Genomic DNA, 24,359 nt, shown 5'->3' with positions numbered 1-24,359 from the left:
GCCTTATATCTGAGCCTGTCTTCGAACTTCCAGCTCCTTCTTAAACTCTTGGATACGCTCGTAGCTATCCGAGATCCCGATGTATTGGATCATGAGATCTTGTCGGCTAAGTGGTAGGAAATCAACAGATTTCTCATTTTCAGATGAAATTCGTCCTCATAGGCTTGTTGGAAATTGAAATCGAGCCTCACTCCTTTCTTAGTCACTAAGGAAGCGCGATTGTTTATCCCGTTGGACAATTTTGGATCAGGAGATCTAAAATTCATCCATTTTTTCCCGTCAAAGTCTGAAGCATTGAATTCCATCTTTTGTATTTCATCCAGATCGATTTCATCATCAACAACCTTTATAGATCTTTTTCGAAAAATCAACAGCCCGCTAAAATCACCCGTTAGTTTCTCCATTTCGTTTTGGGAATAAAAAATAAAAAAAACCCATGTCAAAAAGGCTAGCCATACGACTGGATAGAAGATGGATTCAATCCAGTCTAAATTGAAATATTTTTGATTCGCCTATAAGGCCAGTAAGCTTCCCATAAGAAGACCAAAGAGCCAAACACTTCTCGACACTCGCATTCCGCCCTTCTTTTCTATAAATAGCGGAAACCTCACTTCATCCATAGTCCAAACTAAAAGAAAACCCTCCAAATCTCTCTGGAGGGCTCGTAAATCTCAAATCAAAACTCATAAATACAAATGAGATTGCTTCGCAAATCCCCTCTCCTATCGTCGAGGGGCTTTTCTCGCAATGACGTTATACTTTGGGCAGGTTCCAGCCATTGTGGTAGTGCGCCTTGATCAGCTGGTTGGCTTCCGAGTCGGTAAACTGGTTTTTGCCCGCATCCCAATACACTTTCTTGCCGGTCTTGTAGGCGATGTTGCCCATCTGGGCGTTGATCGCTGCCACCGAACCGGTCTGGATGGCGCACTTGAGCTTGGAGGGATCGTTGGCCGTCACCGCCTCCACAAAGTTCACCGCATGAAGGTCCAGCGCATTCCCTTGGGGTTTGGTGTGGGGCACTTCCTCGACTTTGTTTTCCTTTTTGCCATCCACGGTTTGGGTCTCCGGGATGACCTTCCAGCCTCCACGGTTGACGACCAAAGTCGCATTGTTACCGATAAAGGCAATGCCCTCGGTCGTGCCGTAGTTGCCGCCATCGATGCCGGTCGCGTGCTCCCACAGCATGTTGAACCCGTCATACTCGTACACGGTCTGCAAGGTGTCGGGAGTCTCGGAGGCGTCATTGGGATAAGCAAACTTGCCTCCCGAAGCCATCACCGACTTGGGAGCACTTACGCCCATGGCATAGAGCGCAATGTCGATCTCATGCACGCCCCAGTCGGTCATCAGCCCGCCCGCATAGTCCCAAAACCAGCGGAAGTTGAAGTGGAAACGGTTGGGATTGAAAGGCCGCTTCGGCGCCGGGCCCAGCCACATGTCGTAGTCCACGCCGGCAGGCACCGTCGCGTCAGGAAGTACGGGCACGGGCTTCATCCAGCCCTGGTAGGCCCAGCACTTGACGAGACGGATCTGGCCGAGTTTGCCCGACTTGACGTACTGGATGGCTTCGTCATACTGCGAACCCGAGCGCTGCCACTGCCCTACCTGCACCACTTTGCCATAGCGCTCTTGGGCCTTGACCATGAGCTGGCATTCCTCGATGGTATTGGCGATGGGCTTCTCCACATAGACATGCTTGCCCGCAGAGACGGCATCTACCATGTTCAGACAGTGCCAGTGATCCGGCGTACCGATGATCACCACGTCGATATCCTTGTCTTCGAGCAGCTTGCGGTAGTCTTTGTACTGCTTGGGGCGTGTGCCGCGCAGCTTGAAGACATCTTCGGTACGCTGGTCGAGCACAGACTGGTCGATGTCCGCGATGGCCACGCAGTTGGCATTGGGAATCTTGAGGTGCGCGTTCATATTGGACCAGCCCATTCCTTTGGCGCCGATCAGGCCATAGTTGATCTGGTCGGAGGCCTTGATTTTCCGGGTAAAAGTCCCGAAATCCGCCGCCGTGAGGACCGAGGGCATGCTCAGCCCCGCTCCCAACAGCATGGTATTTTGGAGGAATTTTCTTCGTGAAGACATTGGGGGATAGGTTTTTGGGTTGTTGAGAAAAATATCGGAAATGTAAGATTTTTGATTTACGATTTACGACGTCATTCGTTGTAGATTACCACAAACACCAAGTCATAGCTCTTTAAGTTTCAAACCTGACAATCCGTTTAAACTGGAGAAAAAAGCTGAGACTAAGTGTTTGAGGTCGTAAATCAAAAATCCCAAATCATAAATTATAGCGGTCTTACCCAGATATTCCGAAATCTGACCGGGTTGCCGTGGTCTTGGAGCTTGATGGGCAGTTCCTCGGCGTGGGCCTTGTAGTTGGGGATGCCGATGTATTCGGTTGGACCTTTGAGGATCACGTTGTTTTGCACCAGCACGCCGTTGATCAGGAGCGTCACTGTGGCCGGGGAGGTCACCATGCCGTTTTTGTCAAAGCGGGGCGCCTTGAAGATGATGTCGTAGTAGTTCCACTCACCTGGCGCGCGAAGCGGATTCACGAGCGGCGGATGTTGCTTGTAGATAGAGCCTGCCTGACCGTTGGTGTAGGTCTTGCTTTCGTAGCTGTCCAGCACCTGCACCTCGTACATTCCCATCAGGAAAAATCCGGAGTTGCCACGGCCCTGTCCTTCGCCCACGATCTCGGTAGGCGCGGACCATTCCACATGGTACTGCGCGTCTCCAAAACCCAGTTTGGACTGGATATCCCCCTTGCCTCTCGCCACGACCAGCTCGCCGTTTTCAATGGTCCACTCAGCCGGGCCATTTCCTTCCTTGGCGCTCACAAAGCCATTGAGGCTGCTGCCGTCAAAAAGCACGATGGCATCCGAAGGCGGGGCGGTATTGTTGGCTCCCGGAGTCACCTTGGGAGGCACAGGCGTATAAAACTCGGTAGCTTGGGGCGGAAGTTTGGGGGGAGTCTGCTCTTGGGCCAGGGACAAGGAACTGAGGCTAAGGCCGACTGCCAACAGCGACAGGGCAAATACTTGCTTCTTCATACAATAGATTATTTTAGGAGATGTTTGTTAACCCGATAAATTACTGGAAAAATGCCGTGAATCGGAAAGCCGCTGATGGATTTTTGCGGGAATTGCGCCTTTCCTTTTTTACTTTAATCGAAAATTGACCACCATGAATAAACCTTTACTCTGGCTGATTTTGGCCTTTTTGATCACTCCTGCGGCGCTGGCTCAGGAGGAGTATTACTTTCCGGGGGAAAAATTCGACCCCGCCATCCCCTCACCCTCCGACTTCTTGGGCTACGAAATCGGGGATTGGCATACCCGCTACGACCTCATTGTCAAATACTTCGAAAAGCTGGACGAAGTGACCGATATGGCCCAGCTCCAGACCATCGGCCATACCCATGAGCATAGGCCAAAAGTCATCCTCACCCTGGCCTCTGCGGCCAATATGGGAAATCTGGAGGCAATCCGCCTGAAGCAAATCCAGCTGGCAGACCCCAGTCAGGCCAAGCCCGACCTCAGCTCCATGCCGTCGATCATCCATTTGGGCTACGGAGTCCACGGCAACGAGCCATCCTCGGCCGAAGCAGCCATGCTGACCGCCTACTGGCTGCTCGCCGCGCAGTCCGACCTCGCCAAAAACATCCGTGAAAACGCGGTCATCCACATCGACCCCACCCTGAACCCTGATGGGCGCGACCGCCACAGCCTTTGGGCCAATTCCAACAAGGGCTTTCCCCCTGTGGCCGACCCGCTAGACCGGGAGCACAACGAAGCCTGGCCAGGCGGGCGGACAAACCACTACTGGTTTGACCTCAACCGGGACTGGCTGCCCCTCGCCCATCCTGAGTCCCGCGCCAAGGTCGAGTGGTACCACCAGTGGTATCCCAACGTCACAACGGACTTCCATGAAATGGGCACCAACAGCACCTATTTCTTCGAACCCACGAAGCCCTATGGCTCGGAAAACCCCGTCGTTCCGCGCAAAAACTACGACGACATCAACCCGAGATTTGCCACCTATTTTGCAAAATACATGGACGAGATCGGTGCGCTGTATTGGACCAAAGAGGTCTTTGACAACAGCTATCCGGGCTATGGCTCCACCTATCCAGACATCCATGGAGGGCTGGGGCTGGTGTTTGAAACCGCCAGCTCCCGCGGCCACGTGCAGAGCAGCCAGCGGGGAGACATCACCTTTGCCTTCACCATCCGAAACCACGTCGTCAACTCCCTCGCCACGATGGAAGCTGCCGTGGACAACCGCGAATACATGCACGAGTACCTGCGGGAGTTTTTCCAAAGCGCAAAAGCCGAGGGAGCCAAAGACGCGGCGAAAAGCTATGTCTTCGGCGACGAATACGACGAAAGCAGAAACCGGCTTTTTGTCCAATTCCTCCTCGACCACAAGATCAAAGTCTATGAAAACAGCACAGACCTGAGTGCTGGTGGGCAGTCTTTCAAGAAAGGCAAGTCCTGGGTCGTCCCGACCAACCAGACGCAATACCGTATGGTACGCACCATGTTTGAGTATGTGAAGGACTTTGCCGATTCGGTCTTTTATGACGCTTCCGCCTGGACCATGGCCGCCGCCTATGGGATGCCTTTTTCAGCTGCCGCTGGCGCAAAAGCAGGAACGGAAGTCACCGAGCTGTCGAGCCAAAGTTTTTCTTTTCCCGAGGGAAAAGCCTACGCCTACCTCATCGACTGGTCAGACTACTACGCGCCAAAAATGCTCTACGACCTCCAAAAAGCGGGCATCCACGTGGAAGCTGTCCATGGGGCCTTTTCCTCCCAAACCCAAGACGGCAAGGTGGACTTTTCAGCAGGAACGCTCATGATCCCCATGGGCTTCCAAAAGCTCAAAGCCGATGAAGTCAGCGCCAAGATCAAAGAATTGGCGGCAAAAAACAGCCAGAAGGTGTACGCCGTCACCACCGGACTCAACCTCAGCGGGATCGACCTCGGCTCCAACTCAGTCTCCGCCATCCAGCAACCCAAGATCCTCATGGTCGTGGGCACCGGAATCAACTCCTACGAAGCGGGAGAAATCTGGAACCTGCTCGACCAGCACCTGGGCATGCCCATCACCAAGATCAACATGGAGCAGCTGGGCCGAGCAAACCTCTTTGACTTCAACACCCTTATCCTGCCTTCCGGGGGATACAACTCCCTTTCCGAAGGACAAACCAACCACCTGAAGGACTGGATCAGCCGCGGAGGTACGGTCATTTCCATGAAAAACGCCTCGCTCTGGCTCAGCCAAAAAGGCATCAGCAAAGAGCTGCCCGTGGAGCTGGTTGACGCATCCAAAGACCCCAACTCCCTTCCATTTGCCGTTCGCAATGACTTCGAGGGAGCCAAAGAAGTGGGCGGAAGCATCTACCTCGCCCAGCTGGACCTCAGCCACCCCATCGCCTATGGCTACCATCGCCAGACGCTTCCGGTGTACCGAAACTCCAGCATTTTCATCAAGCCGTCAGCCGACAAATACCTGACGCCAGTGAAATACACCGCGGATCCCCACTTGGGTGGCTACATCTCGAAGGCGAACTTGGAAAAGCTGAAGCAAAGCGCCGGGGTGGTGATCTCTCCGGTCGGCCAAGGCCGGGTGGTGCATTTCTTCGACAGTCCAAACTTCCGTGGGACTTGGTTTGGCACAAACAAACTGTTTCTGAATGCGATTTTCCATGGAAACAACATGGATTGACCGGTTCTAAGTTAAGATAGAAGACATGGAAAAGCCGCGGAACAGACTGTTCCGCGGCTTTTCCTATCGCCAAAATCTACGACAAGATCGTAGATTTTGGCAAATTTTTTAAGCTATTTCTCGTAGCTCAGTACGATGGTACCTTCCAGGACGCCCATGGGGGTCTCAAGGCTAACGTGGTGTTTCGTGACCAGTTTGGTAGCGCTGCTGCTCACCACCTCATATTCTATCACATTCCCCTTGTCGTCTGTGGTGCGCAGCACACTTCCGTCAAGTTCCCAAACGCCCTTCCCATTGATGGTACGACTGGAGTCCCTGATCTCGTAGGTTTTGTCGGCATTGAGCACCATTTTGCCATCTACATGGAGGTTCTTGCCACCTTCAACTACCCCCGGAAGATCGGGCCCCTGAGTCTGCTCAAACTCAAAGTCCGTACCTGTCCAAGTACCGACCAAATCCTCATCGCTGGAGCCCATTTGGCAGGAAAAAAGGCCCAGCATCGCCACGACCAGGGGGATCCCCATCAGGAACCTCAGTCTTTCCTTTGCGTTCGATTTTGTTTTGTTCATCATGACTATTCTTTTTTTGGTTTGAAATTGATTGAAACTCGGGATAAAATCGCCTTGCGAAGCCCAGAGCGACTGCACCAGCAATCGGCTGTATGGGATCGCCTCGAAAGTCTTCACCACCTCGGCGTCGGCCTGAAACTCGTGCACCTCCTTCAGCGCCCTTTCCAACAAATACAGGAAGGGATTAAACCAAAAAAGTGCCTTCACAATCTGCAAGACCAACAAGTCAAGGGAATGCCAATGCCGGATATGGCTGGACTCGTGCGCCAAAATTTGTTCTAACGCTTCCCCTGACAGACCATCTTGGGGAAGCAGGACGTACCCGAAAAAGGAAGAAGGGCTAAATGAGGTGTGGAATGCCAAGGTCAGCCCTCCTTTTGGTACCCGCTCGGCCTGTCGGATTTTTCTCCAAAGGATCAAAACGCCGATCGCCAGCCTAGCAATCAGCAACAGCGCGATCCCCAGCCAACATGAAAGCAACAATCCACCCGCACTCCAATCCAACAATGCGGAAGAGGCTTGGGTACTCGATTCCTGATTCTGGCCAAAATCCGCAAAAGGAAGGATTGCCGGGACAACAGTCGGCCTCGCCCAGGAGAGCGGAATGGACAGCAGTGGCAGGGAAAAGGCCAGCAGCATCCCCAACAGGAGATAAGCCCGGTTCCAGGAAAAGAAGGTAAGCCTCTCCAAAAACAAGCGATACCCCAGCCAAACCAGGCCGCTGGCCAGCATGCTTTCGATCAGATATTCCAATACTGCCTTCATGACTTATTGCCTTTCTCGTACTCGTCTATCAGCCGCTGCAGTTCCCCCACTTCTTTGCCAGAGATCTTTTCTTCCTTGACCAAAAAGGAAAGGACATTTTCCACCGACCCCCCAAAAAAGTCTCGAAGGACTCGATTGAAGGTCTTCTTTTTGTAATCCCCTTCCTTGATCAGGACAAAATACTCGTGGGTCTTGCCGTAGGTCTTGTGGCCGAGGTAGCCCTTTTTCTCCAAGGACTTGACGGTAGAGGCCAGCGTCGTGTAGGGAGGCTTCGGCTCCGGTAGCGCGTCTAGTACATCTCGGACTATTCCCCGCTCGAGCTTCCAAAAGACCCGCATGGCCTGCTCCTCCTGTGGTATCAAATCTTCCATACACCCAAGATAAAAAAGCTAAAAATGAAAACCTACGATCAGGTCATTTTATTACGATCATATCGTAGGTTTATTTCAAAAAACAACCCTGGAGGTAACCAGGGCCATTTCTGTTGAGTTGGTTTAGCCTATGTCTGAATGCTAGGAGGCTTCGTATAGCCGTTCAAACGGGTCGTTGTCAGCTAAGGTTTACCCTTGGGGCAACATTTTACCCGAGTTGAGCTAGGCCGATCAGCTTAGCTTAAACCGAACCGGAAGCCTCATCCGTGAATTGACCACTTGGCCCTTTTGCTGGGCAGGCGTCCAATTGGGAGAGTTCTCCACGACACGTAGCGCCTCGGCATCACACCCCGCACCTATCCCCCGGAGGATTTCCACGTTGGAGACCGAACCGTCCGAGTTGACCAAAAACACGACGATCACCGTGCCCTCTATCCCCATCTCCCGGGCTTGGCTGGGGTAGCTCAAGTTTGAGGACAAGTAGGTATTCCAGCCCTGCATACCTCCCGGAGGAAGGGGTTGCACCTCGGTCACATCAAAGACTTCTTTGCCGTCTTTGCCGACGTCGTTGACCCTGGCGGTAAGATTGGACGGGCCTATGCTCTGCTTAGCCTCGACCTGGGTGGGCCCCTCCAGCTCTTCCTCCGGAGAGATCTCGCATGCGGTGGACAACAGCATCAGACCCAATGCTGGGATCAATGCCATACTTCTGAATTTCAACATGTTGTTTTTCATGATTTATTTGGTTTAGGTTAAAATTTGGACATACACTTCCTGCCTTTGGTTTTTTCCAAAAGAAGGACTACTCAGAACGATTTGGATCTACCCTATCTCGACGCCTGCGGAAGGTAGCCGATCACCACCAGGCTGCTTTCGCCGTAAAGCCTGGCAATGGTGTTTTCCTTGGCATCGGAAAGTGATGGCTCGGCACCCTGAAGCTTAAACTGGACAGGAATGCTCATGCGGGTGTTCACCGCCTGACCGGAGATCTTTCCCGGCTCCCAGTCAGGTCCAGCGGCGACTACTCGAGCGGCCTCCCGGTCGCATTCCCCTCCTATCCCGCGAAGTATCTCGACGTTTTGCACCGAGCCGTCCGCATGGACTTCAAAGCCAACGATGACGGTGCCTACGACTCCGTTTTTTCTCGCGCTTTGGGGATATTTGATGTTTTTGGCAAGGTAGGCATACCAGCCATCGTTGCCGCTTTTGGGTCTGGGCACTTCCTCCACCCGGTCAAAAACCTGACTGGACCGTGAGACCGAATCCGGAGCGAGCTTGATGACGTACTTTTTGCCCGCATCAAAGGTATCTTCCCAGACTTGTGTGGTGGTGAAATGCCGGATCACCAAAACAGCCTGCTCCGTAGGGACTTTGATGGAAAAGTTGCCGTCCAAGTCCGTCACCGTGCCGGTGGTGGTCCCCTTGAGCACTATCGTAGCGCCCGGAGCCTTGTTTCCGTCGGGATCGTTGACTTTTCCTTCGATGACAAAGTCCTTGCTTTGCGAAAATACAGCCGAGTGGAAGCTTAAAGCCATCACTACGGCAAGGAGTACCGTTCTAATCAAAACTTCTCTTTTCATGGTGTTATGATTTTTTAGTAGATAGATGTCTTAAAAAACCAGGCTTGGGCAAGACCATCGCGCCTGGTTCTTGTTGTTTTTATTTCTGCGGCTAAGCCAAAGCTTAGTTGTAGCCTACCACCGTGACTTGGGGCTTTACCCCAGAGACCAATTCCTCCTTGAGACCGGAAGCAATCGATGTGTCAGTTCCCAGCTTAAATCGGATCGGCAGCCTCATCCTGGTCACCACCGGATTGCCTTTCTGGCGACCAGGCTCCCAATTGGGCGAGTTCATCACCACGCGCATCGCCTCCTCATCCGCTCCTCCGCCTATTCCGCGAAGGACCTCCACATTTCGGATCGCACCGTCTTTCATGATTTCAAAGAGGACGATCACCGTTCCCTCTATGCCCATTCGACGGGCTTGATAGGGATATTTGAGATTTTTGCTCAGATACATATTCCATCCGGCCATCCCTCCCGGAGGATTGGGCTGGTCTTCCACCACGTCGAAAACCTCATCCGCAGGATTCAATATCAGGGTGGCATTTCTCAGCTCTTCAGCAGAGGGCATGGGCAGCGCATCTTCTTTTTCGCAGGAAAACATGAAAACCAAAAGCCCGATGGCTGGGATCACGGTCAAAAACCGCAGGCGCTGGAAAGGCTCCGACGCAGCTCTTCCCATCATTTGGATGCGCTTTTTGGTCTGAAACTGGTTGAAGTTGTTCATAAACTGCCAACCTGGCTTAGGGGTAATCAGCTGGAGCAGCAGGGTCGCATACTCCTTGCGCGCCACCTGCCGGGTCACACCCTGGTCCGCTTGATACTCGTGCACTTCCCGAAGCGAGCGCTCGAAGAGGTAGATCAGGGGGTTAAACCAAAACAGGACTTTGGCAAAGTTGACCAACAAAAGATCCCAGCTATGCTTCAGCCTTACATGTACCGACTCGTGCGCCAATATCTGCTTTTGCTTGCTATCCTGGGGATCAAAGTCAGGCATCAGGATGTAGTCAAAAAAGGACGCTGGCACAAACTGGGGATGGATCGCCACCCAAAAACTGCCAAACCTGGCCAAGCGGGCCTGGCCAAGCAGCTTTTGCGAAGCCATGAAGCCAAACACCAGTCGCGCGGCGACAAACAAGGCTCCGATCACATAAGCCCAGACCAAAAGTTCGGTCCAAGAAAGCCAGCCATTTCCCGAGGACTTCACCTGCTCTCCCACCTGAAAGACAGGCAGGCTCATCTCCGACACTTGGTTGCCAATGCCGAAAAACTCCAGGCTCAGCAAGGGGATCACTCCCGACAGGACGAGCATGGCGAGCAGAATAGACCTGTTCCAGGCGAAAAAAGTCAATCCGCTAAGCAAGAACCTGTAGATCAAAAGGGAAATCCCCAGACAGACAGATACTTCAAGCAGGTAGATCAGCAGCGCTTCCATTACTTGGCGGAATCGTCCATTTTGTCAATCATGTCCTGAAGCTCCTTCACTTCCTTGTCGGAAATGCTTTTCTCCTTCACCATGAAGGATAGGAAATTGCCCACCGAGCCCCCAAAAAAATGGGTCACCAGTCGGTTGAAGCTCTTTTTGCTGTAATCCTCCTGCTTGACTGCTGGCTTGTAGATATTGACCGTCCCATACATTCTGTGGGTGAGGTAGCCTTTTCGCTCGATGTTTTTGATCGTAGAGGCCAAGGTGGTGTAGGGCGGTTTGGGATCTGGCAGTTGGTCCAGCACATCCCTGATCAGCAATTCTCCCTGGGTCCAGAAGATCGCCATGATCTGTTCTTCGTTTTGATTCAATTCTTCCATACTTGAAAGGTAAAAAATCAAAAAACAACTTCCTACGATTTTTTCGTATTTCTACTTAAGGGAAATAGTTGAAAGGCGACTTGCCTATGAAAATCGAGTCTCAGTCGTATTTGGCCTGGATCACGACCGTCTGTGAAAGTACGGGAGTGACCACAAAATAGCCCAAGACCTCCGACTGCCCCTGGATGACCTTGATGTTGGAGTCCGGATTTTGGGGAGGAGGACTGAAGAGCCCACCGTCGTTGAAAAACAGGCCCACGAGCTGGTTGAGAAACTCGAAGGCGTCCCGGTTGAGACGGAAAAGCTCAAGCCTCACCTTGTCGTTTTCCTCAAACGCATAGCTCAATTCCAGGCCTTCCTCAAAAAACTGCAACCCAAAGGTGTCGTCAAAAAGCAGGTAGTCCTCCGGTTGGTTTTGTAGCGTATCGTTTTCTATCACCCGGATCCGGTAGTTGTTGTTTTCGGTAAAAGGGATCTTGCCATAGACCTTGATATAGTATCCCTCGTCCCTAAACAGCCGCTCTTCCTCAAAGCTCCAAGTGACGCTATCGACTATCGGCGGCTGGAGCATTTCGCCCTCGGACACAAAGACCTTGTCTTCCCAGTTTATGCTCAGCCGGTACCTCTCTCCCACCACGGCCTTCTCGGAGGGATTGGCAGGCTTGTAGGCTTTCGCCTCGCCGAGATACACAAAGGGAATCACCCGGCCACTGCTAAGTGCGGTGATAGTCACCTGGGCATCGCGGATCACCTCCACATCGGCGGAATCATAGTAGTCCTTGGAGAGCGTGAGCTTGACCTCGTTGAAAGAGCCCTGGTCAGTCCAGTAGGCCTCGATGGTCGGGATTGGAGTATCTTTTTCTCCCAGAGGCAAGACCACTTCCTCCTGACATGACCAGAGCAATGGGAACAGAAACAATAAAGTCAGCCTTTTCATCAGAATTGAAAATTGTAGGTGATAGAAGGGAGGAACGTGAAGAGATAGGTCATGACCACGCCGGGCCTGGAGGAGATGATCTCTCCGTCCTCGGTCGAGTCGTAGTTGATGTCATCGTTGTAGATGGTCCTAAACTCGTACGCAAAGGGGTTTTTCCTTCCGTAAAGATTGTAAACGCTGAAATTCCAGCTTCCGCGCCACTTGCGGCCTTTGTCCGCATTTTTCCAAGTCACTGACGCGTCCATGCGATGGTAGTCGGGAAAGCGGCTCCCGTTCCTTTCGTCGGGGAAAAGCGGAACGGACTGGTTGTCCATCTGATAGGAGCCTACCGGAAAAGTCACCGCCTGTCCCGTGGTGTACACAAAGGTCAAACCCGCTGACCAGCTGGGCGAAAATTCATGGTTGAGCACCAGCGTGACGTCGTGGGGGCGGTCAAACCGTGGATTGTAGGGCTCGCCTTCGCTCACCCCCTCGATCTCCCTCCAGGTCCTTGACCAGGTGTAAGCCAGCCAGCCGGTGGTCTTGCCGATGTTTTTCCTCAGCAAAAACTCCGCTCCATAGGCCCAGCCCTTTCCGGCCAGCAACTCCGTCTCCACCTGGTCTGTGAAGAGTACTTGCGCCCCGTTTCTCAGGTCGATCACGTTTCGAAGGTCTTTGTAATAGCCCTCGGCGGAAAACTCCCAACGGTTTTGGTCAAAATTGTGAAAGAGTCCCAGGGAAATCTGGTCGCTCCTCACCGGCTCAATGTATCTGCCGGAGAGTATCCAGCGGTCTATCGGCAGTCCCGCAGAGCTGTTGGACGCGATCTGTATGTACTGGAAGTTGCGGTTGTAGGCCGTCTTCAGCGAAAACTGCTCGTTGATCAGGTAGCGGAAAGCGATCCTGGGCTCCAGTCCGTGGTAAAACTGCATGTTTTCCAGCGTGCCATAGGACAGGGAATCCGTGATATCGGCCTCTGGCCCTGGGACTCCCCCCTCGTAGAGGTAGTCCACCCCTTTTCCCACCTGGTTGAAAAGCCCCCACCTAAGCCCAGCCTCGGCACTCAGCTTGGGAGAGAGCTCGTAGGTCGCTGTCGCAAAAAGGTTGTTCAGCAGGCCGTTTTTTGGGTTGGTGGCGATGGGCTGGATGGCGCTCTCGGCGGCGGGCTCCAGATCGATCGGTGCAAAGTGGTAGTATTGGCTGTGCGCTCCCCAGGCGAGTTGGGTTTTGGCATTAGGCAAAAAAGTCCAGACAGCCTTCAATCCCGACTCGGAGAGCTGGTTGCTCCACTCAAAGCCGTTTTCGGGATCGTCAAATTCAACGGTGTAGCTGTAGCGGGAGTGGTAGCCCTGCAGGTCAAAAAAGAAATTCTCCGAACTTACCCGGCTCCAATTGACCGCACTCACCCAGTTGGTCCAGCCAAGACCAAACTCCCTCTCCAAGCCCAGAAAGTCGCTTCCCTGGTAGCTGGACAGGGATATTTTGTCCCGGTCATTGAGCACAAAGGAAACCTTGCCGCTCAGGTCATGAAAGTTGAGCTTGTTGTTTTTGATGTTTTCGTCAGAGGAAAGCTTCAGAAATAGATCCGCATAGGTCCTCCTTCCGCTGACGATGAAGGTGGAGTTGTTGCCGAAAAGCGGTCCGTCCACGGTCAAGCGGGAAGAGATGCTCCCGATGCCGCCTTCACCGCGGACTTTGACGTTGTTGCCTTCGCGCAGCGACACGTCGATGAGCGAGGCCGCCCGACCTCCAAAAGAAGCCGGCATGTTTCCTTTGTACAGGTCCACACTCTTGATTCCGTCAGGGTTAAATACGGAGAAAATCCCGAAAAAGTGGGAAGGGTTGTACACCGGCGCGCCGTCTAGCTGCACCAGATTTTGGTCCGCGGACCCGCCCCGGACGAAAATCCCCGTCGTCCCCTCGCCCGCCGACTTGACTCCGGGCAGCAGCTGCAGGCTACGCAGCAGATCCACCTCGCCAAACAGCGCCGGGATGTTTTTGATCGTCTCTATGGGCACGGTTGCCTTGCCCATTTCCATGTTTTTGACCTGCTCGTCGGGACGGCGCTCCTGGATAATGATCTCATCGAGGGACATTTCCTCTGGCTTGAGAAAAAAGCGGATGGGCTTCTCGGCGTCCTTGGCGCTGATGATCCGGACGGACTGCTCGTAGCCCACGTAGGAGATCACAAGCCGGTAGGGAAGTTCGGTGATTTTCAGGCTAAACCGGCCGTCCAAGTCGGAGACCACGCCAGAGCTGCTCTTCCCTTCCCAGTACACATTGGCACCCACCAGAGGTTCGGAATTGGTGACGTCGAGCACTTCTCCGGTGATGGATTCTTGATCCTGAGAAAACGCCCGATATCCAAAGTTTAGCAAAAAAAACAAGGTCAGGACTCTAAAAAGCGGCATGTGGCGAGTTTTTTGGAAAGTACGCTAGATCTACGGGCAGCTGAAATTAATGTTTGTTAATTCTTTGGGAAGTTTTGCCAGCCTCAGCCCAATCCCCCAAGCCCAGCTTTCAAATTAGGTTTAATTTCCTAATTTCAGGCCATGATTTGGGCATACCCTGACCTGAGACTTACCCTTTTGCTGACGGGGGTCTTCATCCTGCTTTACCTGTTTTACCTCACCCGATTCTGGGCGATCAACCGCAAGCTGAAGGTGGAGAAGCAGCGGCTTTTCACCAAGCTGATTGTCAGGACGGCTTATTTCATCCTTTTCCTGATCGCCTTTGCTGGCCCATCGATCGGCAATTCCTTCAAGGAAGTCAAAGAAGAAGGGAAAGACATCTTCATCGCCGTGGACCTCTCCCAGTCCATGAACGCGACCGACATCGGCCCGAGCCGACTCCAGCGCATCAAGTTTGAGCTGAAAAACCTCATCAAAAGCTTCCCTTCCGACCGCATCGGCCTGATCATTTTCAGCTCCGAGGCGTTCATGCAGTGTCCGCTGACTTTTGACCAGGCCGTGATCCAGCTGTATATCGATGGCTTGAATACCGGCTTGGTGCCCAATGCAGGCACGGATCTGACCGCACCGCTGAAGATGGCCATGGATAGATTTATGAAGGACGAAAGCCAGGAAGTGAAAGCCAAGTCAGTGATCTTGATTTCCGATGGGGAAAACTTCGGCGACGACTTCGAAAGCATCGTATCCGAACTCGCGGAAAACAACATCAAAGTCTTCTCCCTTGGCATTGGCACCCAAAAGGGCAGCCAAATCCCAAGAGGCAACGGGATGGTGATCGACCCAGGCACCGGAGAGCCGGCCATCTCCAAGCTGGAATCCAACTCCCTCCGGCTGGCGGCTTCGGAGACTTCAGGCGACTACTTTGAGATCTCCGACGAAGCCCAGCAAATCGGCGAACTCGTCTCCGCCATCGACCGACTCGAAGGCGGCGTGGCCAATACCCGCATGGTCGAGGCCAGCTCCAACAAGTACTTTTACTTTCTCCTCGCAGCCCTCGGTCTGGCGCTGCTGGACATGATCTTGCCCATCAAAACGATCAAAATCTGATGAACGCAAGCAAACTAATCCTGGCGACCTTACTACTCATCCCGAGTTCCTGGACTCGCGTCACGCGGCTGAACAACGCCATAGAAACGGCAGAAGAGAGCTACGCCTCCGCCCAATATGAAAAGTCCGTCACCGACCACCTAGTATTGGTCAACGAATTTGAATACAGCTCCCCGGCCTTGAGTTTCGATTTGGGCCTGAGCCAGCAGTTTGCCGAAAAGCCCGATGAGGCCCTCACCCACTACGACCAAGCTACGCAAAGCCCCAACAAGATGTTGGCGTCTTTCGCCTTCAACCAAAGCGGCGTGATCGTCGGCAACAAAATGGAGTACGAGGCAGCACTCAGCAAATTCCAGTCGGCGCTGATAAAAGACCCGACCAACGAGACTGCCCGGTACAACTACGAGCTGCTCGCGCGCTGGATGCAGCGGGACGAGGAGCGCAAAAACCAAGAGCAAAACAAGCCCGAACCGTCCGACTTTGCCAAGCGCAAAAAGGCGGAAGCGGATCGATTGGTGGAACAATTCCGCTTCAGTGACGCGTTGAAGGTATTGCAGGATGCCATGTCCCAGGATGAGACGGTGGCTGCCTATCAGGATTTTATGAGCACACTTCAGGAGGTAGTGGAGATCGATGAAAACTAGACTAACCCTATTTGCGCTGGCTGTCTTTTTCTTTTTCGCAGGAAAAAGCACGGCCCAGACTGCCGGAGACTACTTCAACCGGGCGGCTCGCTCCTATGTCAAAACCGAAAAGGAAAGCGCGCTGAAAGAGGTCAACGACGGCCTAGGAAAATACCCCAACGACGCCAAACTGAAAGCTTTGAAGGAAAAGCTGGAAAAAGAGCAGGAAGAAGAACAGCAGCAGCAAAACCAGCAACAGCAGCAGCAGAACCAGCAAAACCAAAACCAGGATAGCCAAGGCGAGCAGGGAGAGAGCGACTCCCAGCAAAAAGAAGGGGAACAGACTGATGAGGACAAAGCCAAGGAAGGTCAAGAAGGCCAAAACCCTTCCCAGCAAAGCGAGGAAGCGGGCGAAAATGCGAACGACCAGATGGACGCCAACCTAGCGGACCGGGCCAAAAAGCTGGAGGAAATGCGCGAAAAGCTCAAGAGCATGAACCTCACTCCCGAGCAGGCCGCACAGATCCTGGAGTCGCTCAACGCCGCCGAGCTCCGCTACATCCAAGACAACAAGAAGAAACCCACCCAGCGGCCCAAGCGGGGCTTGCCGGATTGGTAGGGAGGTCGAAAGTATTGTCACGCTGAGCGGAGTCGAAGCGCATTCCCTGTTTTTGTAAGTAGTAATTGGTAAGCAGTGTCATTGCCCAGCAGTAACCCTTGCTGATTTTTTATCACTATCTTGAAAGCAATCAGGGATTGAAAATGACTCATGAAGTTCTTTCAACCTCGAATATCAAATTTCAAATCTCGAATCAACTTAAGCCCAAATATCCATGATCAAAGAAGTTTACATCGTCTCAGCAGTACGAACGCCCATCGGAAGTTTTGGAGGAAAACTGGCAGCCCTCACCGCGGTAGAGCTCGGCAGCATCGCCATCAAGGGAGCGCTGGCCAAATCCGGCGTCGCTCCCGAAGCAGTCAATGAAGTCTTCATGGGCAATGTCATCTCGGCCAATCTGGGCCAAGCACCTGCCAGACAAGCGGCCATCGGCTCAGGAATTGGCTACCAAGTACCTTGCACCACCGTCAACAAAGTCTGCGCCTCAGGCATGAAAGCCGTCATGCTCGCTGCCCAATCCATTGTGCTCGGCATCAACGACGTGGTCGTGGCTGGCGGTATGGAAAGCATGTCCAACGTGCCCTACTACGTTCCCAAGGCCCGATTTGGGTACAAATACGGCAATGCCGAACTGACCGACGGGCTGGTGAAAGACGGACTCTTCGAGGTGTACTACAAGTTTCCCATGGGCAACTGTGCCGAAAACACCGCCAAAGAACTCCACATCAGTCGCGAGGAGCAGGACGCCTATGCGATCCAATCCTACCGTCGTTCGGCAGAAGCTTGGCAAAAGGGCCTCTTCAAGGACGAAGTCGTGCCGGTGGAGATGACCGGGAGAAAAGGCGAGATGATCCTGATCGACGAAGACGAAGAATTCCGAAACGTGGTCTTTGACAAAATCCCTTCCCTGAGACCTGTCTTCGACAAAGATGGCACCGTGACAGCCGCCAATGCCTCGACGATGAACGACGGAGCCTCGGCTTTGGTCTTGGTCAGCAAGGAAAAGGCAGAGGAACTAGGCTTGAAGCCATTGGCCAAAATCCGGGGCTTTGCGGATGCGGCGACCGATCCGCTGTGGTTTACCACCGCCCCTGCCCTGGCGATCCCCAAAGCGCTGAAGCATGCCGGTGTTTCCTCGGACGAAGTGTCATACTACGAGATCAACGAGGCATTTTCCGCAGTCGCCCTGGCAAACCAACGGGAGCTCAAGCTGGACAATGACAGACTGAACGTCTTCGGAGGAGCCGTCGCGCTTGGCCATCCGCTCGGGGCATCCGGCGCAAGGATCATCACCACGCTCAACTCAGTCCTTCACCAGAAATCCGGGGACATCGGCGTCGCTGGCATCTGCAACGGCGGCGGCGGCGCTTCGGCGATTGTGATTGAGAAGATGTGACATTCATTCAGATAAAAGAAAAACAAGAATATACGCAATCTTGCCAGCAAGTGAATTTGCTTCTTCAATCGGGCTGGAAGACCGATGACCGAAGACCGAAGTAGGGCAAAGCCTAAAGTTTAGCCTTCTTTTGTATCGTCACGTCTACCTACTGGTATTAAAGCGGATAATCAGAAAGAAAAATGCTCTACCTTGTCGATAGAGCATTTTTCTTTTATCCATTGTCCTCGCTTGACCGAATGTCAGCCAAAGCTCGGTTGCTTGCCATTGCCATCTCAATGGAACTATTTTTATAAATATTGGTAAAAGTCGATTTCACCCGCGTTGACTTCACAAAATAAGGTATCCAGATAAAAAGCCCGATCGCACTCCGAATCAAGTCTCTAGATGAGGACTCGATTCCCAAATCGTGGAAGTATTGATTGGACACATAGGCTTCCAGCATCAGGGAGAGAAAGTTGGCGCACATGAATACGATATACATCAATTGAGCTCCCGAACGCAGCTTGAAAAAGAAAGCCGCTGTCAATATCGAGTAGGAAAACGAGAAAAGAAGGAAAACAAAGCTGACCAGATAATAGGTGTATAATGCCGTCCCATACACTTTTACCCCATTCCAAATGGCACTATCGAAGTAGCCTGACTCAATCATGTTGTAAATGAGAACGATTGGGGTAATCAACAGTGAGATGGTAGGCAAGATCAACCAGCCACCGATCGTGTCATGGTTGCTCGCCATCTCCGGTTCAGGATTATAGCTTTTGTACCATCTGACTGCCAAAAAACCGAAGACAGCCAGAAGCGCCATTGCCGAGAGAAACGCGGTGATATCCAACGTACTTCCCCCGTTCGGGGCGTAAGTCAGGTAAAAGCTCAACTCGTTGTTTACCGATTTTTTCTTTTCGATCAGCTGTGAAACCTCGCTTCCGGGAATACTGCTTTTGAAGAGATTGTACTTGTGTTTGATCTCTATCGTATTGCCTTTGCCGCTGACCTCATTTTCGTAGGTAAAAGCTCCCGCATCAATCAATCTGTGGTAATCCTCTACAGGCCATGGCTCTGGCATGACCAGCTTGGTTACCAATGAAAACTCCTCAGGCTCTCCGAGGAAGTAGTCAGCCTCTCTGGAGGATGTTTGGGGAAAGCCCAAACGGGAATTCAGTTCGAGCGGATAAAGCTCCGCATATAACTGGCCTTCCTCCGTCTCCGATTTGACCCAAAACCCATCAATCTCATAAGTCTCCAGGGTGGTCACCACATTCGACACATTCCTGTCCGAGTCCGAAAACTCGATGGGGCTGCTTGCAGAAATCCCAGGAAAAACCGCAGAATAAAAGTCCAGGTACGTCTTGGAGATCTCCTCAACCGTACTGTTGAGGAAACTGGAACGGATTTCGTCCGCTCTTCTTCCTCGGTATTCCGTCTTGATTTGAAGTGATGCCTTCCCCTCCAGATCATGCACCACGAGGAGTTCTTCGACCTTTTGGACAGACTTCGCGACTTCAGGAAAATCAGTCAGTGATGCATTGCCCGGCTTCAAGACCAGACCTTTTTTGTAATCCGGAAAAAAGATATTGGTAAGGTTGCCTCCCTGACCGGAGATGGTAGGATCCACGAAATAATCCTGTCCTTTCCACTTGTAGGTCACAATACAGTGGTCAAAGGCGGATGCATTGGCAGAAAAAGCAGCGACATTGTCCTTCCACTCCGTATTGACCAAAACTGGATAAGCTTCAAGCCCCTCTTTTCTAAGCAGCGCGACCAGCAGCAACGATTTGTCCTTGCAGTCACCATATTTCTGTTCGAACACCTTTTGGGGAGAATTGGGTTTATAGGCGCTCATCCCAGATTCCAGACCGAGGTAGCGAATATCATCCTGCACATACCGAATGATGTCGGTAATTCTCGAGATGTTCTCTCTGCCATCGGCGATCTGACCTTTGATCTTGTCCAAGCCTTGTTCTGAATAGTCATACAAAGGCAAAGCCCAACCTACCACAGACTTCCAATCCGCAAATGTCGAATAGGAGGTCATGGGATAGATCGCCTTCCAATAGGGGACATTGGAATCAAAAAGCATCGGGCTCAGTCCTGGGTGACTCCACTCGTAGACATCATTGCCATTTCTTGCCTCTTTCTCTGGCTGATGGGAATGCCCCTTAAGGTCGAGCTGAAGAGGCTGCCCCTGTGGTACCAATATCCGGTAATGGAAATTCTCTACCTTGACTCCCAACTGGTGGTAAAGGAAACCCGAAATATTCTTGCCATAGACTGGATTGAAGCCCTTTATAGAGTAGCTATAATCGATGATGTCATTTTTCTTGACGTCTGACAAATGAATCAGGGCCGTCAAAGCGCCATCATAGATATGCCTGTCGGCGCTGGTTTCTTTCTGGATGATTTTCAAATCAGCCAGATCCAGCTTGTCGATCTTTTGACCTTCACGGTAGATACTCACCTCGTGAATCTCCAGCACCTGAAAACTGGGATCGTACTCAATCAGCAAGTCCGAATGTTCCCTGATTCCATCAGGAGACAAGACCTGCGTGGCGTATCTATAAAAAGCCTGCTGCTCAGACACATTGATCTGCCTCTCTATGAGCAGGTAGCGATAGCCCTCTCCTATTTGGTTGTCCCGCTGTGCTTTGGTATCCAGGCTCGGTGTCTCCACCCATTCGGGTATCGGGCTGGACAAAACTTTTTGGGCATTCGCGGACAGGGTTGCCACGCAGAGCAGCATACCCAGGATCAGAAGTCGGAGCATAAACCTAGAACTAATAACTACATGGGAAATATATTGATTTATTTAGGTCTATCGCGCCTGTCAGCCCCCGATCTCAAAAAAGTTTAATCCGACAAAAGCTAGCCGATTGATTATTAATGATTTAATTAATTACGAAAAAAGTACCCGATCATTACCCCGGTAGGAAACCAAATCGACTTCCCACGCATCCTAACTTTAGTCAGGCGCTTGCTTTCTGCTCCGCAACAAAAACGGACAAACCGGAGGCGGTGGCGGTTCTGCGATTGTGATTGAGAAAATGTAAAAATCAGAAAGACGAAATGTGAAAGCTGAACGATGGAATGATCTCTACTTCAGCCTTCATCCTTCAGCTTCCTGACTTCACTGCCTACTGGGACTGTGCAGTGCTCTCCGTCCTAGGAAATCCGCTCGTAAACTCCATCTCCAGTCCTTCTTTTCCACCGATCACAAACATCGCTTCCACGCCGGGGATGGTTTCGACCAGGGCTTTGGCACGCTCCACTCCCATGCCCATAAATGCCGTCGCCAGCGCATCGGCTTGGGTCGCCGATGGAGCCAGGACAGAGACGGAGACCATGTTGTGACTGACTGGATAGCCCGTTTTCGGGTCGATGATATGAGGCCTTCTGTTTCCAGCCTCGTCGATGTAAAACTTGCGGTAGTTGCCCGAGCTACTGATGGAGCGCTCGTCCAGCTCGACCTTGGTCAGCATGGAGCTGCCCACGCCCAGTTCGGCCTGTATTGGATCTTCGATTCCTATCGTCCAGACCGTATTCCGCGAGTTGAGTCCCTTGGCCTTCATCTCCCCTCCGATCTCGACCATGTAGTTGGCGATGCCGTTTTTCTCCACCACTTCGACCAGATTGTCGATGGCATAGCCCTCTCCCAGTCCGGTGATGTCCAGCATGACGCCCGGCTTGGCGGCAAAGTAGCCCGAGTCGGCGACTTGGATCATTGCTTCGAAGCCTACCAAGGCCAAGGTTTCCCTGATCTTTGCCGAGTCCATTTCCTCCCGCTTTTCAAAGGAAAAGCCCCAAGCCTTGATCAGGGGATAGAGCGTGGGCTCAAAAAATCCCTGTGAGACGCGGTTGTACTTTGCGGCAGAGTCCATCATTTCCTTGAATGTCGCCGAGGCGTCGAGCAGCTTGCCGTCACGATTGAAGGCCGAGACCTCGGACTCCTGCACGTAGGAATTGGAAGCGGCGTTGATCAGTGCAAAGACCGAGTCAAACTCCGGCTGCAGGTCTTTGCCCAAGTCCTCGACCTGGATGCGGTAGTAGGTGCCAAAAATCTCCCCTTCGTAGGTTTTGTAGATTTTCTCCTTTTCAGAGCAAGAACTAAAACCAAGCAAGGCAATCAGCAAACAGATCAAAGTGAGTCTCATAGTTTAGGAATTGGGCAAAAGCCAGGGACACGGCTTTTTGCGAAACTGGAAATTTTGCCCAAAAATAGTCAAATTGAAACCCTTCCCGTTAAATTTCGGCAAAGTATCACGAGCCAAGCGAAGACAGGCTGGCTGCAGCATTTGATTCCGTCCAGACAATGACCCGATTTACAGCAAAGTACTTCCTTTTGGCGCTAGCCAGTTTTCTGGTGTTGGCAAACATGGCCTCGGCTCAGGATACCCTCCGGACCTACTATGGCGAGGATTCCCTTCATGTCAAGGAAATCCTGACCAAGATCAACGGCAAGGCCGAAGGAGAAGTCCGGCTTTTCGACCCTTCGGGCAAGCTGATTCTGATCGGACACCTCAAAAACGACCAAAAAAACGGCGACTTCTACGATCTGGATCCGGACACGGGTGACACACTTCGGGTGGTCCACTTCGAAAACAACCTCCGCGAAGGCAAGGCGCTGAGCTTTTTTCCCGGCGGAGCGCTGAGCCAGGAGTCTTTTTTTGTCAGCAACCAGCTGGAGGGAACCATCACCTCCTACTACGAAGATGGCAGCATCCGTGACCAAACCCAATTCAAAGCCAACAAACCTGACGGGCTGTCGGAAGCCTTCCAGGCTAACGGAAAGCCAAAGTCGAAAATCAATTTCCTTGCGGGCCAGTACCACGGGCCCTACGAGGAGTACGACGAAAACGGCCTGCTGGTCTTCAGCGCTACCTACAACAAGGGAGTCGTGAACGGCCCTGAAATCCAATATTTCCCCGATGGATCGGTCAAAGCCAAAAGGGAATTCAAAAATGGAGAACTCCACGGCGCCTACGAACTCAACTATCCGGACGGGAAACCGGAGCGAAGGGGAAACTACAAAAACGGCAGTCCGGACGGTGAAGTCGTCGAATACTTCCCCGATGGAAGCCTACGCATGCAGGCGAAATACCAAAAAGGCATTCCCACCGGCCCAATCGCATACTTCCACGCCAATGGTGAGGTCCGACAGCGCATCTCCTACAGTGATCGTGGGCAAAAGATCCTGGAGGAAAACTTCCATCCCAACGGGCAGCCTGCCAGCGTGATCCGCTTTGTCAATGAGCTCCAGGAGGGTATGGTGAAGATCTACGGTGAAGACGGCAAGCTACTGGAAACCAGAAACTACACCAAGGGAAGGCTGGACGGAAAGCGGGAAATCTACGACGAATCCGGCCAGGTGGTCAGCACCGAGTTTTGGGAAAACGGAAATAAAATCAAGAAATAAAACCCAAGTCTAAGGCAGAGGAAAGTCCTTTTTCTATTTTTGCCGAAACGATTTTCAAATGAGCCAAGCCATCAAGGAAACCCATTTCAATTTTCCCGGACAAGTGGGTTTTTACAAAGGAAAAGTACGTGACGTCTACATGTTTGACCAGGAGCTGGTCGTGGTCGCTTCCGACCGCATCTCCGCTTTTGACGTAGTCCTGCCCCGACCTATCCCCTTCAAAGGCCAAGTGCTCAACCAGATCGCCGCTGGTTTTCTCCAAGCGACCTCCGACATCGTCCCAAACTGGGTGACTGCCACCCCTGATCCCAGCGTGACCATCGGCAAGCGATGCGAGCCATTCAAGGTCGAAATGGTCATCCGCGGCTATCTCGCAGGCCATGCGGCCAGAGAATACAAAGCCGGGAAAAGAATGCTCTGCGGGGTAGCTTTGCCCGAAGGGCTAAAAGAAAACGACCAACTCCCCGAGCCGATCATCACCCCCACCACCAAAGCTTCCGAAGGCCACGATGAAGACATCTCCAGAGAGGACATCCTCGCCAAAGGCATCGTGAGCGAGGCGGACTATGTAATCTTGGAAAAATACACCCGAGCGCTCTTCCAGCGTGGACAAGAAATGGCAGCGGAAAAAGGCCTGATTCTCGTGGATACGAAGTATGAGTTTGGCAAGTTTGGCGACGAGATCCTCCTCATCGACGAGATCCACACGCCGGACTCCTCCCGCTATTTCTATGCGGAGGGCTATGCCGAAAACCAGGAAAAAGGCCTGCCTCAGAAGCAGCTTTCCAAGGAGTTTGTACGCCAGTGGCTGATTTCCAACGGATTTCAGGGCAAAGACGGACAGACCGTACCGGAAATGAGCGACGAAATTGTAGAAAGCATCTCGGATCGCTATATTGAGCTCTTCGAAAAAATCACCGGAGAAACCTTCGTCAAAGCGGAAACCGAAAACATCGAAAACAGAATAGAAAAAGCGATCCTGGCACACCTGGCCCGCTAAACCCAACACGCTTGAAATCAGGCAAGGCAAAAGCCGAGACATCTGGCAAAACCTCCGAGATC

At 52.3% G+C, this 24,359-nt stretch carries 20 protein-coding genes; 7 read left to right on the top strand and 13 right to left on the bottom strand.

What is annotated here, in order from left to right; genetic code table 11:
- Nucleotides 1-89 precede the first annotated feature (89 nt).
- From J0A68_RS06195 to J0A68_RS06185, 3 genes are all read right to left on the bottom strand, one after another.
- Nucleotides 90-404 (bottom strand): hypothetical protein, encoded by a 315-nt coding sequence (locus J0A68_RS06195; protein WP_206577322.1) that lies wholly within the window; start codon nt 402-404, stop codon nt 90-92.
- 349 nt (nt 405-753) lie between these two features.
- On the bottom strand, nt 754-2,094 hold the full coding sequence (locus J0A68_RS06190; RefSeq protein WP_206577321.1) for a Gfo/Idh/MocA family protein: 1,341 nt from the start codon (nt 2,092-2,094) through the stop codon (nt 754-756).
- A gap of 203 nt (nt 2,095-2,297) precedes the next feature.
- The gene (locus J0A68_RS06185) at nt 2,298-3,065 is read right to left on the bottom strand and encodes a 3-keto-disaccharide hydrolase (protein ID WP_206577320.1); all 768 of its coding nucleotides are present in this window, start codon (nt 3,063-3,065) and stop codon (nt 2,298-2,300) included.
- Nucleotides 3,066-3,198: 133 nt separating this feature from the next.
- Between J0A68_RS06185 and J0A68_RS06180 the strand changes: the two genes are divergently transcribed.
- Nucleotides 3,199-5,742, top strand: a complete 2,544-nt coding sequence (locus tag J0A68_RS06180; protein WP_206577319.1) for a M14 metallopeptidase family protein — start codon at nt 3,199-3,201, stop codon at nt 5,740-5,742.
- Between the two features lie 113 nt (nt 5,743-5,855).
- On the opposite strand, the gene J0A68_RS06175 is transcribed toward J0A68_RS06180, so the two are convergent.
- The 8 genes from J0A68_RS06175 to J0A68_RS06140 all read right to left on the bottom strand — a co-directional run bounded on the left by J0A68_RS06175 (nt 5,856) and on the right by J0A68_RS06140 (nt 14,142).
- Entirely contained in the window at nt 5,856-7,076 is a 1,221-nt protein-coding gene (locus J0A68_RS06175) for a M56 family metallopeptidase (protein ID WP_206577318.1), read from the bottom strand.
- On the bottom strand, nt 7,073-7,447 hold the full coding sequence (locus tag J0A68_RS06170; RefSeq protein WP_206577317.1) for a BlaI/MecI/CopY family transcriptional regulator: 375 nt from the start codon (nt 7,445-7,447) through the stop codon (nt 7,073-7,075). Before J0A68_RS06170 ends, J0A68_RS06175 begins: the two co-directional genes overlap by 4 nt.
- Before the next feature lie 231 nt (nt 7,448-7,678).
- On the bottom strand, nt 7,679-8,182 hold the full coding sequence (locus tag J0A68_RS23245) for an energy transducer TonB (RefSeq protein WP_206577316.1): 504 nt from the start codon (nt 8,180-8,182) through the stop codon (nt 7,679-7,681).
- 92 nt (nt 8,183-8,274) lie between these two features.
- Nucleotides 8,275-9,027: an energy transducer TonB gene (locus J0A68_RS06160; protein WP_206577315.1), complete on the bottom strand. Its 753-nt coding sequence runs from the start codon at nt 9,025-9,027 to the stop codon at nt 8,275-8,277.
- A 103-nt stretch (nt 9,028-9,130) separates the two neighbouring features.
- On the bottom strand, nt 9,131-10,444 hold the full coding sequence (locus J0A68_RS22790; protein ID WP_236021376.1) for a M56 family metallopeptidase: 1,314 nt from the start codon (nt 10,442-10,444) through the stop codon (nt 9,131-9,133).
- Nucleotides 10,444-10,815, bottom strand: coding sequence for a BlaI/MecI/CopY family transcriptional regulator (locus tag J0A68_RS06150; protein ID WP_206577314.1), 372 nt, complete (start codon nt 10,813-10,815; stop codon nt 10,444-10,446). The genes J0A68_RS22790 and J0A68_RS06150 overlap by 1 nt, the downstream gene beginning before the upstream one ends.
- Nucleotides 10,816-10,915: 100 nt before the next feature.
- A complete protein-coding gene (locus J0A68_RS06145; RefSeq protein WP_206577313.1) occupies nt 10,916-11,752 on the bottom strand; it encodes a DUF4249 family protein in 837 nt (278 codons plus the stop codon).
- Nucleotides 11,752-14,142 (bottom strand): TonB-dependent receptor, encoded by a 2,391-nt coding sequence (locus J0A68_RS06140; protein WP_206577312.1) that lies wholly within the window; start codon nt 14,140-14,142, stop codon nt 11,752-11,754. The genes J0A68_RS06145 and J0A68_RS06140 overlap by 1 nt, the downstream gene beginning before the upstream one ends.
- A gap of 141 nt (nt 14,143-14,283) precedes the next feature.
- On the opposite strand from J0A68_RS06140, the gene J0A68_RS06135 reads away from it, so the two are divergent.
- The 4 genes from J0A68_RS06135 to J0A68_RS06120 all read left to right on the top strand — a co-directional run bounded on the left by J0A68_RS06135 (nt 14,284) and on the right by J0A68_RS06120 (nt 17,887).
- Nucleotides 14,284-15,249, top strand: a complete 966-nt coding sequence (locus tag J0A68_RS06135; protein WP_206577311.1) for a vWA domain-containing protein — start codon at nt 14,284-14,286, stop codon at nt 15,247-15,249.
- Entirely contained in the window at nt 15,249-15,893 is a 645-nt protein-coding gene (locus tag J0A68_RS06130) for a tetratricopeptide repeat protein (protein ID WP_206577310.1), read from the top strand. The genes J0A68_RS06135 and J0A68_RS06130 overlap by 1 nt, the downstream gene beginning before the upstream one ends.
- Nucleotides 15,883-16,491 (top strand): hypothetical protein, encoded by a 609-nt coding sequence (locus tag J0A68_RS06125; RefSeq protein ID WP_206577309.1) that lies wholly within the window; start codon nt 15,883-15,885, stop codon nt 16,489-16,491. The genes J0A68_RS06130 and J0A68_RS06125 overlap by 11 nt, the downstream gene beginning before the upstream one ends.
- A 217-nt stretch (nt 16,492-16,708) precedes the next feature.
- Nucleotides 16,709-17,887 carry an acetyl-CoA C-acyltransferase gene (locus J0A68_RS06120; RefSeq protein ID WP_206577701.1) on the top strand — a complete coding sequence of 393 codons (1,179 nt, stop codon included), beginning with the start codon at nt 16,709-16,711 and terminating at the stop codon, nt 17,885-17,887.
- A 214-nt stretch (nt 17,888-18,101) separates the two neighbouring features.
- Here J0A68_RS06120 and J0A68_RS06115 read toward each other — a convergent pair whose 3' ends face one another.
- Together J0A68_RS06115 and J0A68_RS06110 are read right to left on the bottom strand one after the other, a co-directional pair.
- Entirely contained in the window at nt 18,102-20,651 is a 2,550-nt protein-coding gene (locus J0A68_RS06115) for a DUF3857 domain-containing protein (RefSeq protein WP_206577308.1), read from the bottom strand.
- Between the two features lie 367 nt (nt 20,652-21,018).
- Entirely contained in the window at nt 21,019-22,035 is a 1,017-nt protein-coding gene (locus J0A68_RS06110) for an FAD:protein FMN transferase (RefSeq protein ID WP_206577307.1), read from the bottom strand.
- Between the two features lie 158 nt (nt 22,036-22,193).
- Here J0A68_RS06110 and J0A68_RS06105 point away from each other — a divergent pair, with 158 nt between their 5' ends.
- Both J0A68_RS06105 and J0A68_RS06100 read left to right on the top strand, forming a co-directional pair.
- Nucleotides 22,194-23,297, top strand: a complete 1,104-nt coding sequence (locus tag J0A68_RS06105) for a toxin-antitoxin system YwqK family antitoxin (protein ID WP_206577306.1) — start codon at nt 22,194-22,196, stop codon at nt 23,295-23,297.
- Nucleotides 23,298-23,355: 58 nt separating this feature from the next.
- Nucleotides 23,356-24,297 carry a phosphoribosylaminoimidazolesuccinocarboxamide synthase gene (locus J0A68_RS06100; RefSeq protein WP_206577305.1) on the top strand — a complete coding sequence of 314 codons (942 nt, stop codon included), beginning with the start codon at nt 23,356-23,358 and terminating at the stop codon, nt 24,295-24,297.
- Nucleotides 24,298-24,359: the final 62 nt, after the last annotated feature.

Origin of the sequence: Algoriphagus oliviformis (assembly GCF_017254915.1) — a bacterium.
Classification (GTDB): Bacteria; Bacteroidota; Bacteroidia; order Cytophagales; family Cyclobacteriaceae; genus Algoriphagus; species Algoriphagus oliviformis.
This window is presented reverse-complemented; position numbering and strand designations above follow the sequence as displayed.

Coding starts and splice junctions, on each gene's coding strand:
- J0A68_RS06195 (WP_206577322.1), bottom strand. CDS start 404: ATGGAGAAACTAACGGGTGATTTTAGCGGGCTGTTGATTTTTCGAAAA.
- J0A68_RS06190 (WP_206577321.1), bottom strand. CDS start 2,094: ATGTCTTCACGAAGAAAATTCCTCCAAAATACCATGCTGTTGGGAGCG.
- J0A68_RS06185 (WP_206577320.1), bottom strand. CDS start 3,065: ATGAAGAAGCAAGTATTTGCCCTGTCGCTGTTGGCAGTCGGCCTTAGC.
- J0A68_RS06180 (WP_206577319.1), top strand. CDS start 3,199: ATGAATAAACCTTTACTCTGGCTGATTTTGGCCTTTTTGATCACTCCT.
- J0A68_RS06175 (WP_206577318.1), bottom strand. CDS start 7,076: ATGAAGGCAGTATTGGAATATCTGATCGAAAGCATGCTGGCCAGCGGC.
- J0A68_RS06170 (WP_206577317.1), bottom strand. CDS start 7,447: ATGGAAGATTTGATACCACAGGAGGAGCAGGCCATGCGGGTCTTTTGG.
- J0A68_RS23245 (WP_206577316.1), bottom strand. CDS start 8,182: ATGAAAAACAACATGTTGAAATTCAGAAGTATGGCATTGATCCCAGCA.
- J0A68_RS06160 (WP_206577315.1), bottom strand. CDS start 9,027: ATGAAAAGAGAAGTTTTGATTAGAACGGTACTCCTTGCCGTAGTGATG.
- J0A68_RS22790 (WP_236021376.1), bottom strand. CDS start 10,444: ATGGAAGCGCTGCTGATCTACCTGCTTGAAGTATCTGTCTGTCTGGGG.
- J0A68_RS06150 (WP_206577314.1), bottom strand. CDS start 10,815: ATGGAAGAATTGAATCAAAACGAAGAACAGATCATGGCGATCTTCTGG.
- J0A68_RS06145 (WP_206577313.1), bottom strand. CDS start 11,752: ATGAAAAGGCTGACTTTATTGTTTCTGTTCCCATTGCTCTGGTCATGT.
- J0A68_RS06140 (WP_206577312.1), bottom strand. CDS start 14,142: ATGCCGCTTTTTAGAGTCCTGACCTTGTTTTTTTTGCTAAACTTTGGA.
- J0A68_RS06135 (WP_206577311.1), top strand. CDS start 14,284: ATGATTTGGGCATACCCTGACCTGAGACTTACCCTTTTGCTGACGGGG.
- J0A68_RS06130 (WP_206577310.1), top strand. CDS start 15,249: ATGAACGCAAGCAAACTAATCCTGGCGACCTTACTACTCATCCCGAGT.
- J0A68_RS06125 (WP_206577309.1), top strand. CDS start 15,883: ATGAAAACTAGACTAACCCTATTTGCGCTGGCTGTCTTTTTCTTTTTC.
- J0A68_RS06115 (WP_206577308.1), bottom strand. CDS start 20,651: ATGCTCCGACTTCTGATCCTGGGTATGCTGCTCTGCGTGGCAACCCTG.
- J0A68_RS06110 (WP_206577307.1), bottom strand. CDS start 22,035: ATGAGACTCACTTTGATCTGTTTGCTGATTGCCTTGCTTGGTTTTAGT.
- J0A68_RS06105 (WP_206577306.1), top strand. CDS start 22,194: ATGACCCGATTTACAGCAAAGTACTTCCTTTTGGCGCTAGCCAGTTTT.
- J0A68_RS06100 (WP_206577305.1), top strand. CDS start 23,356: ATGAGCCAAGCCATCAAGGAAACCCATTTCAATTTTCCCGGACAAGTG.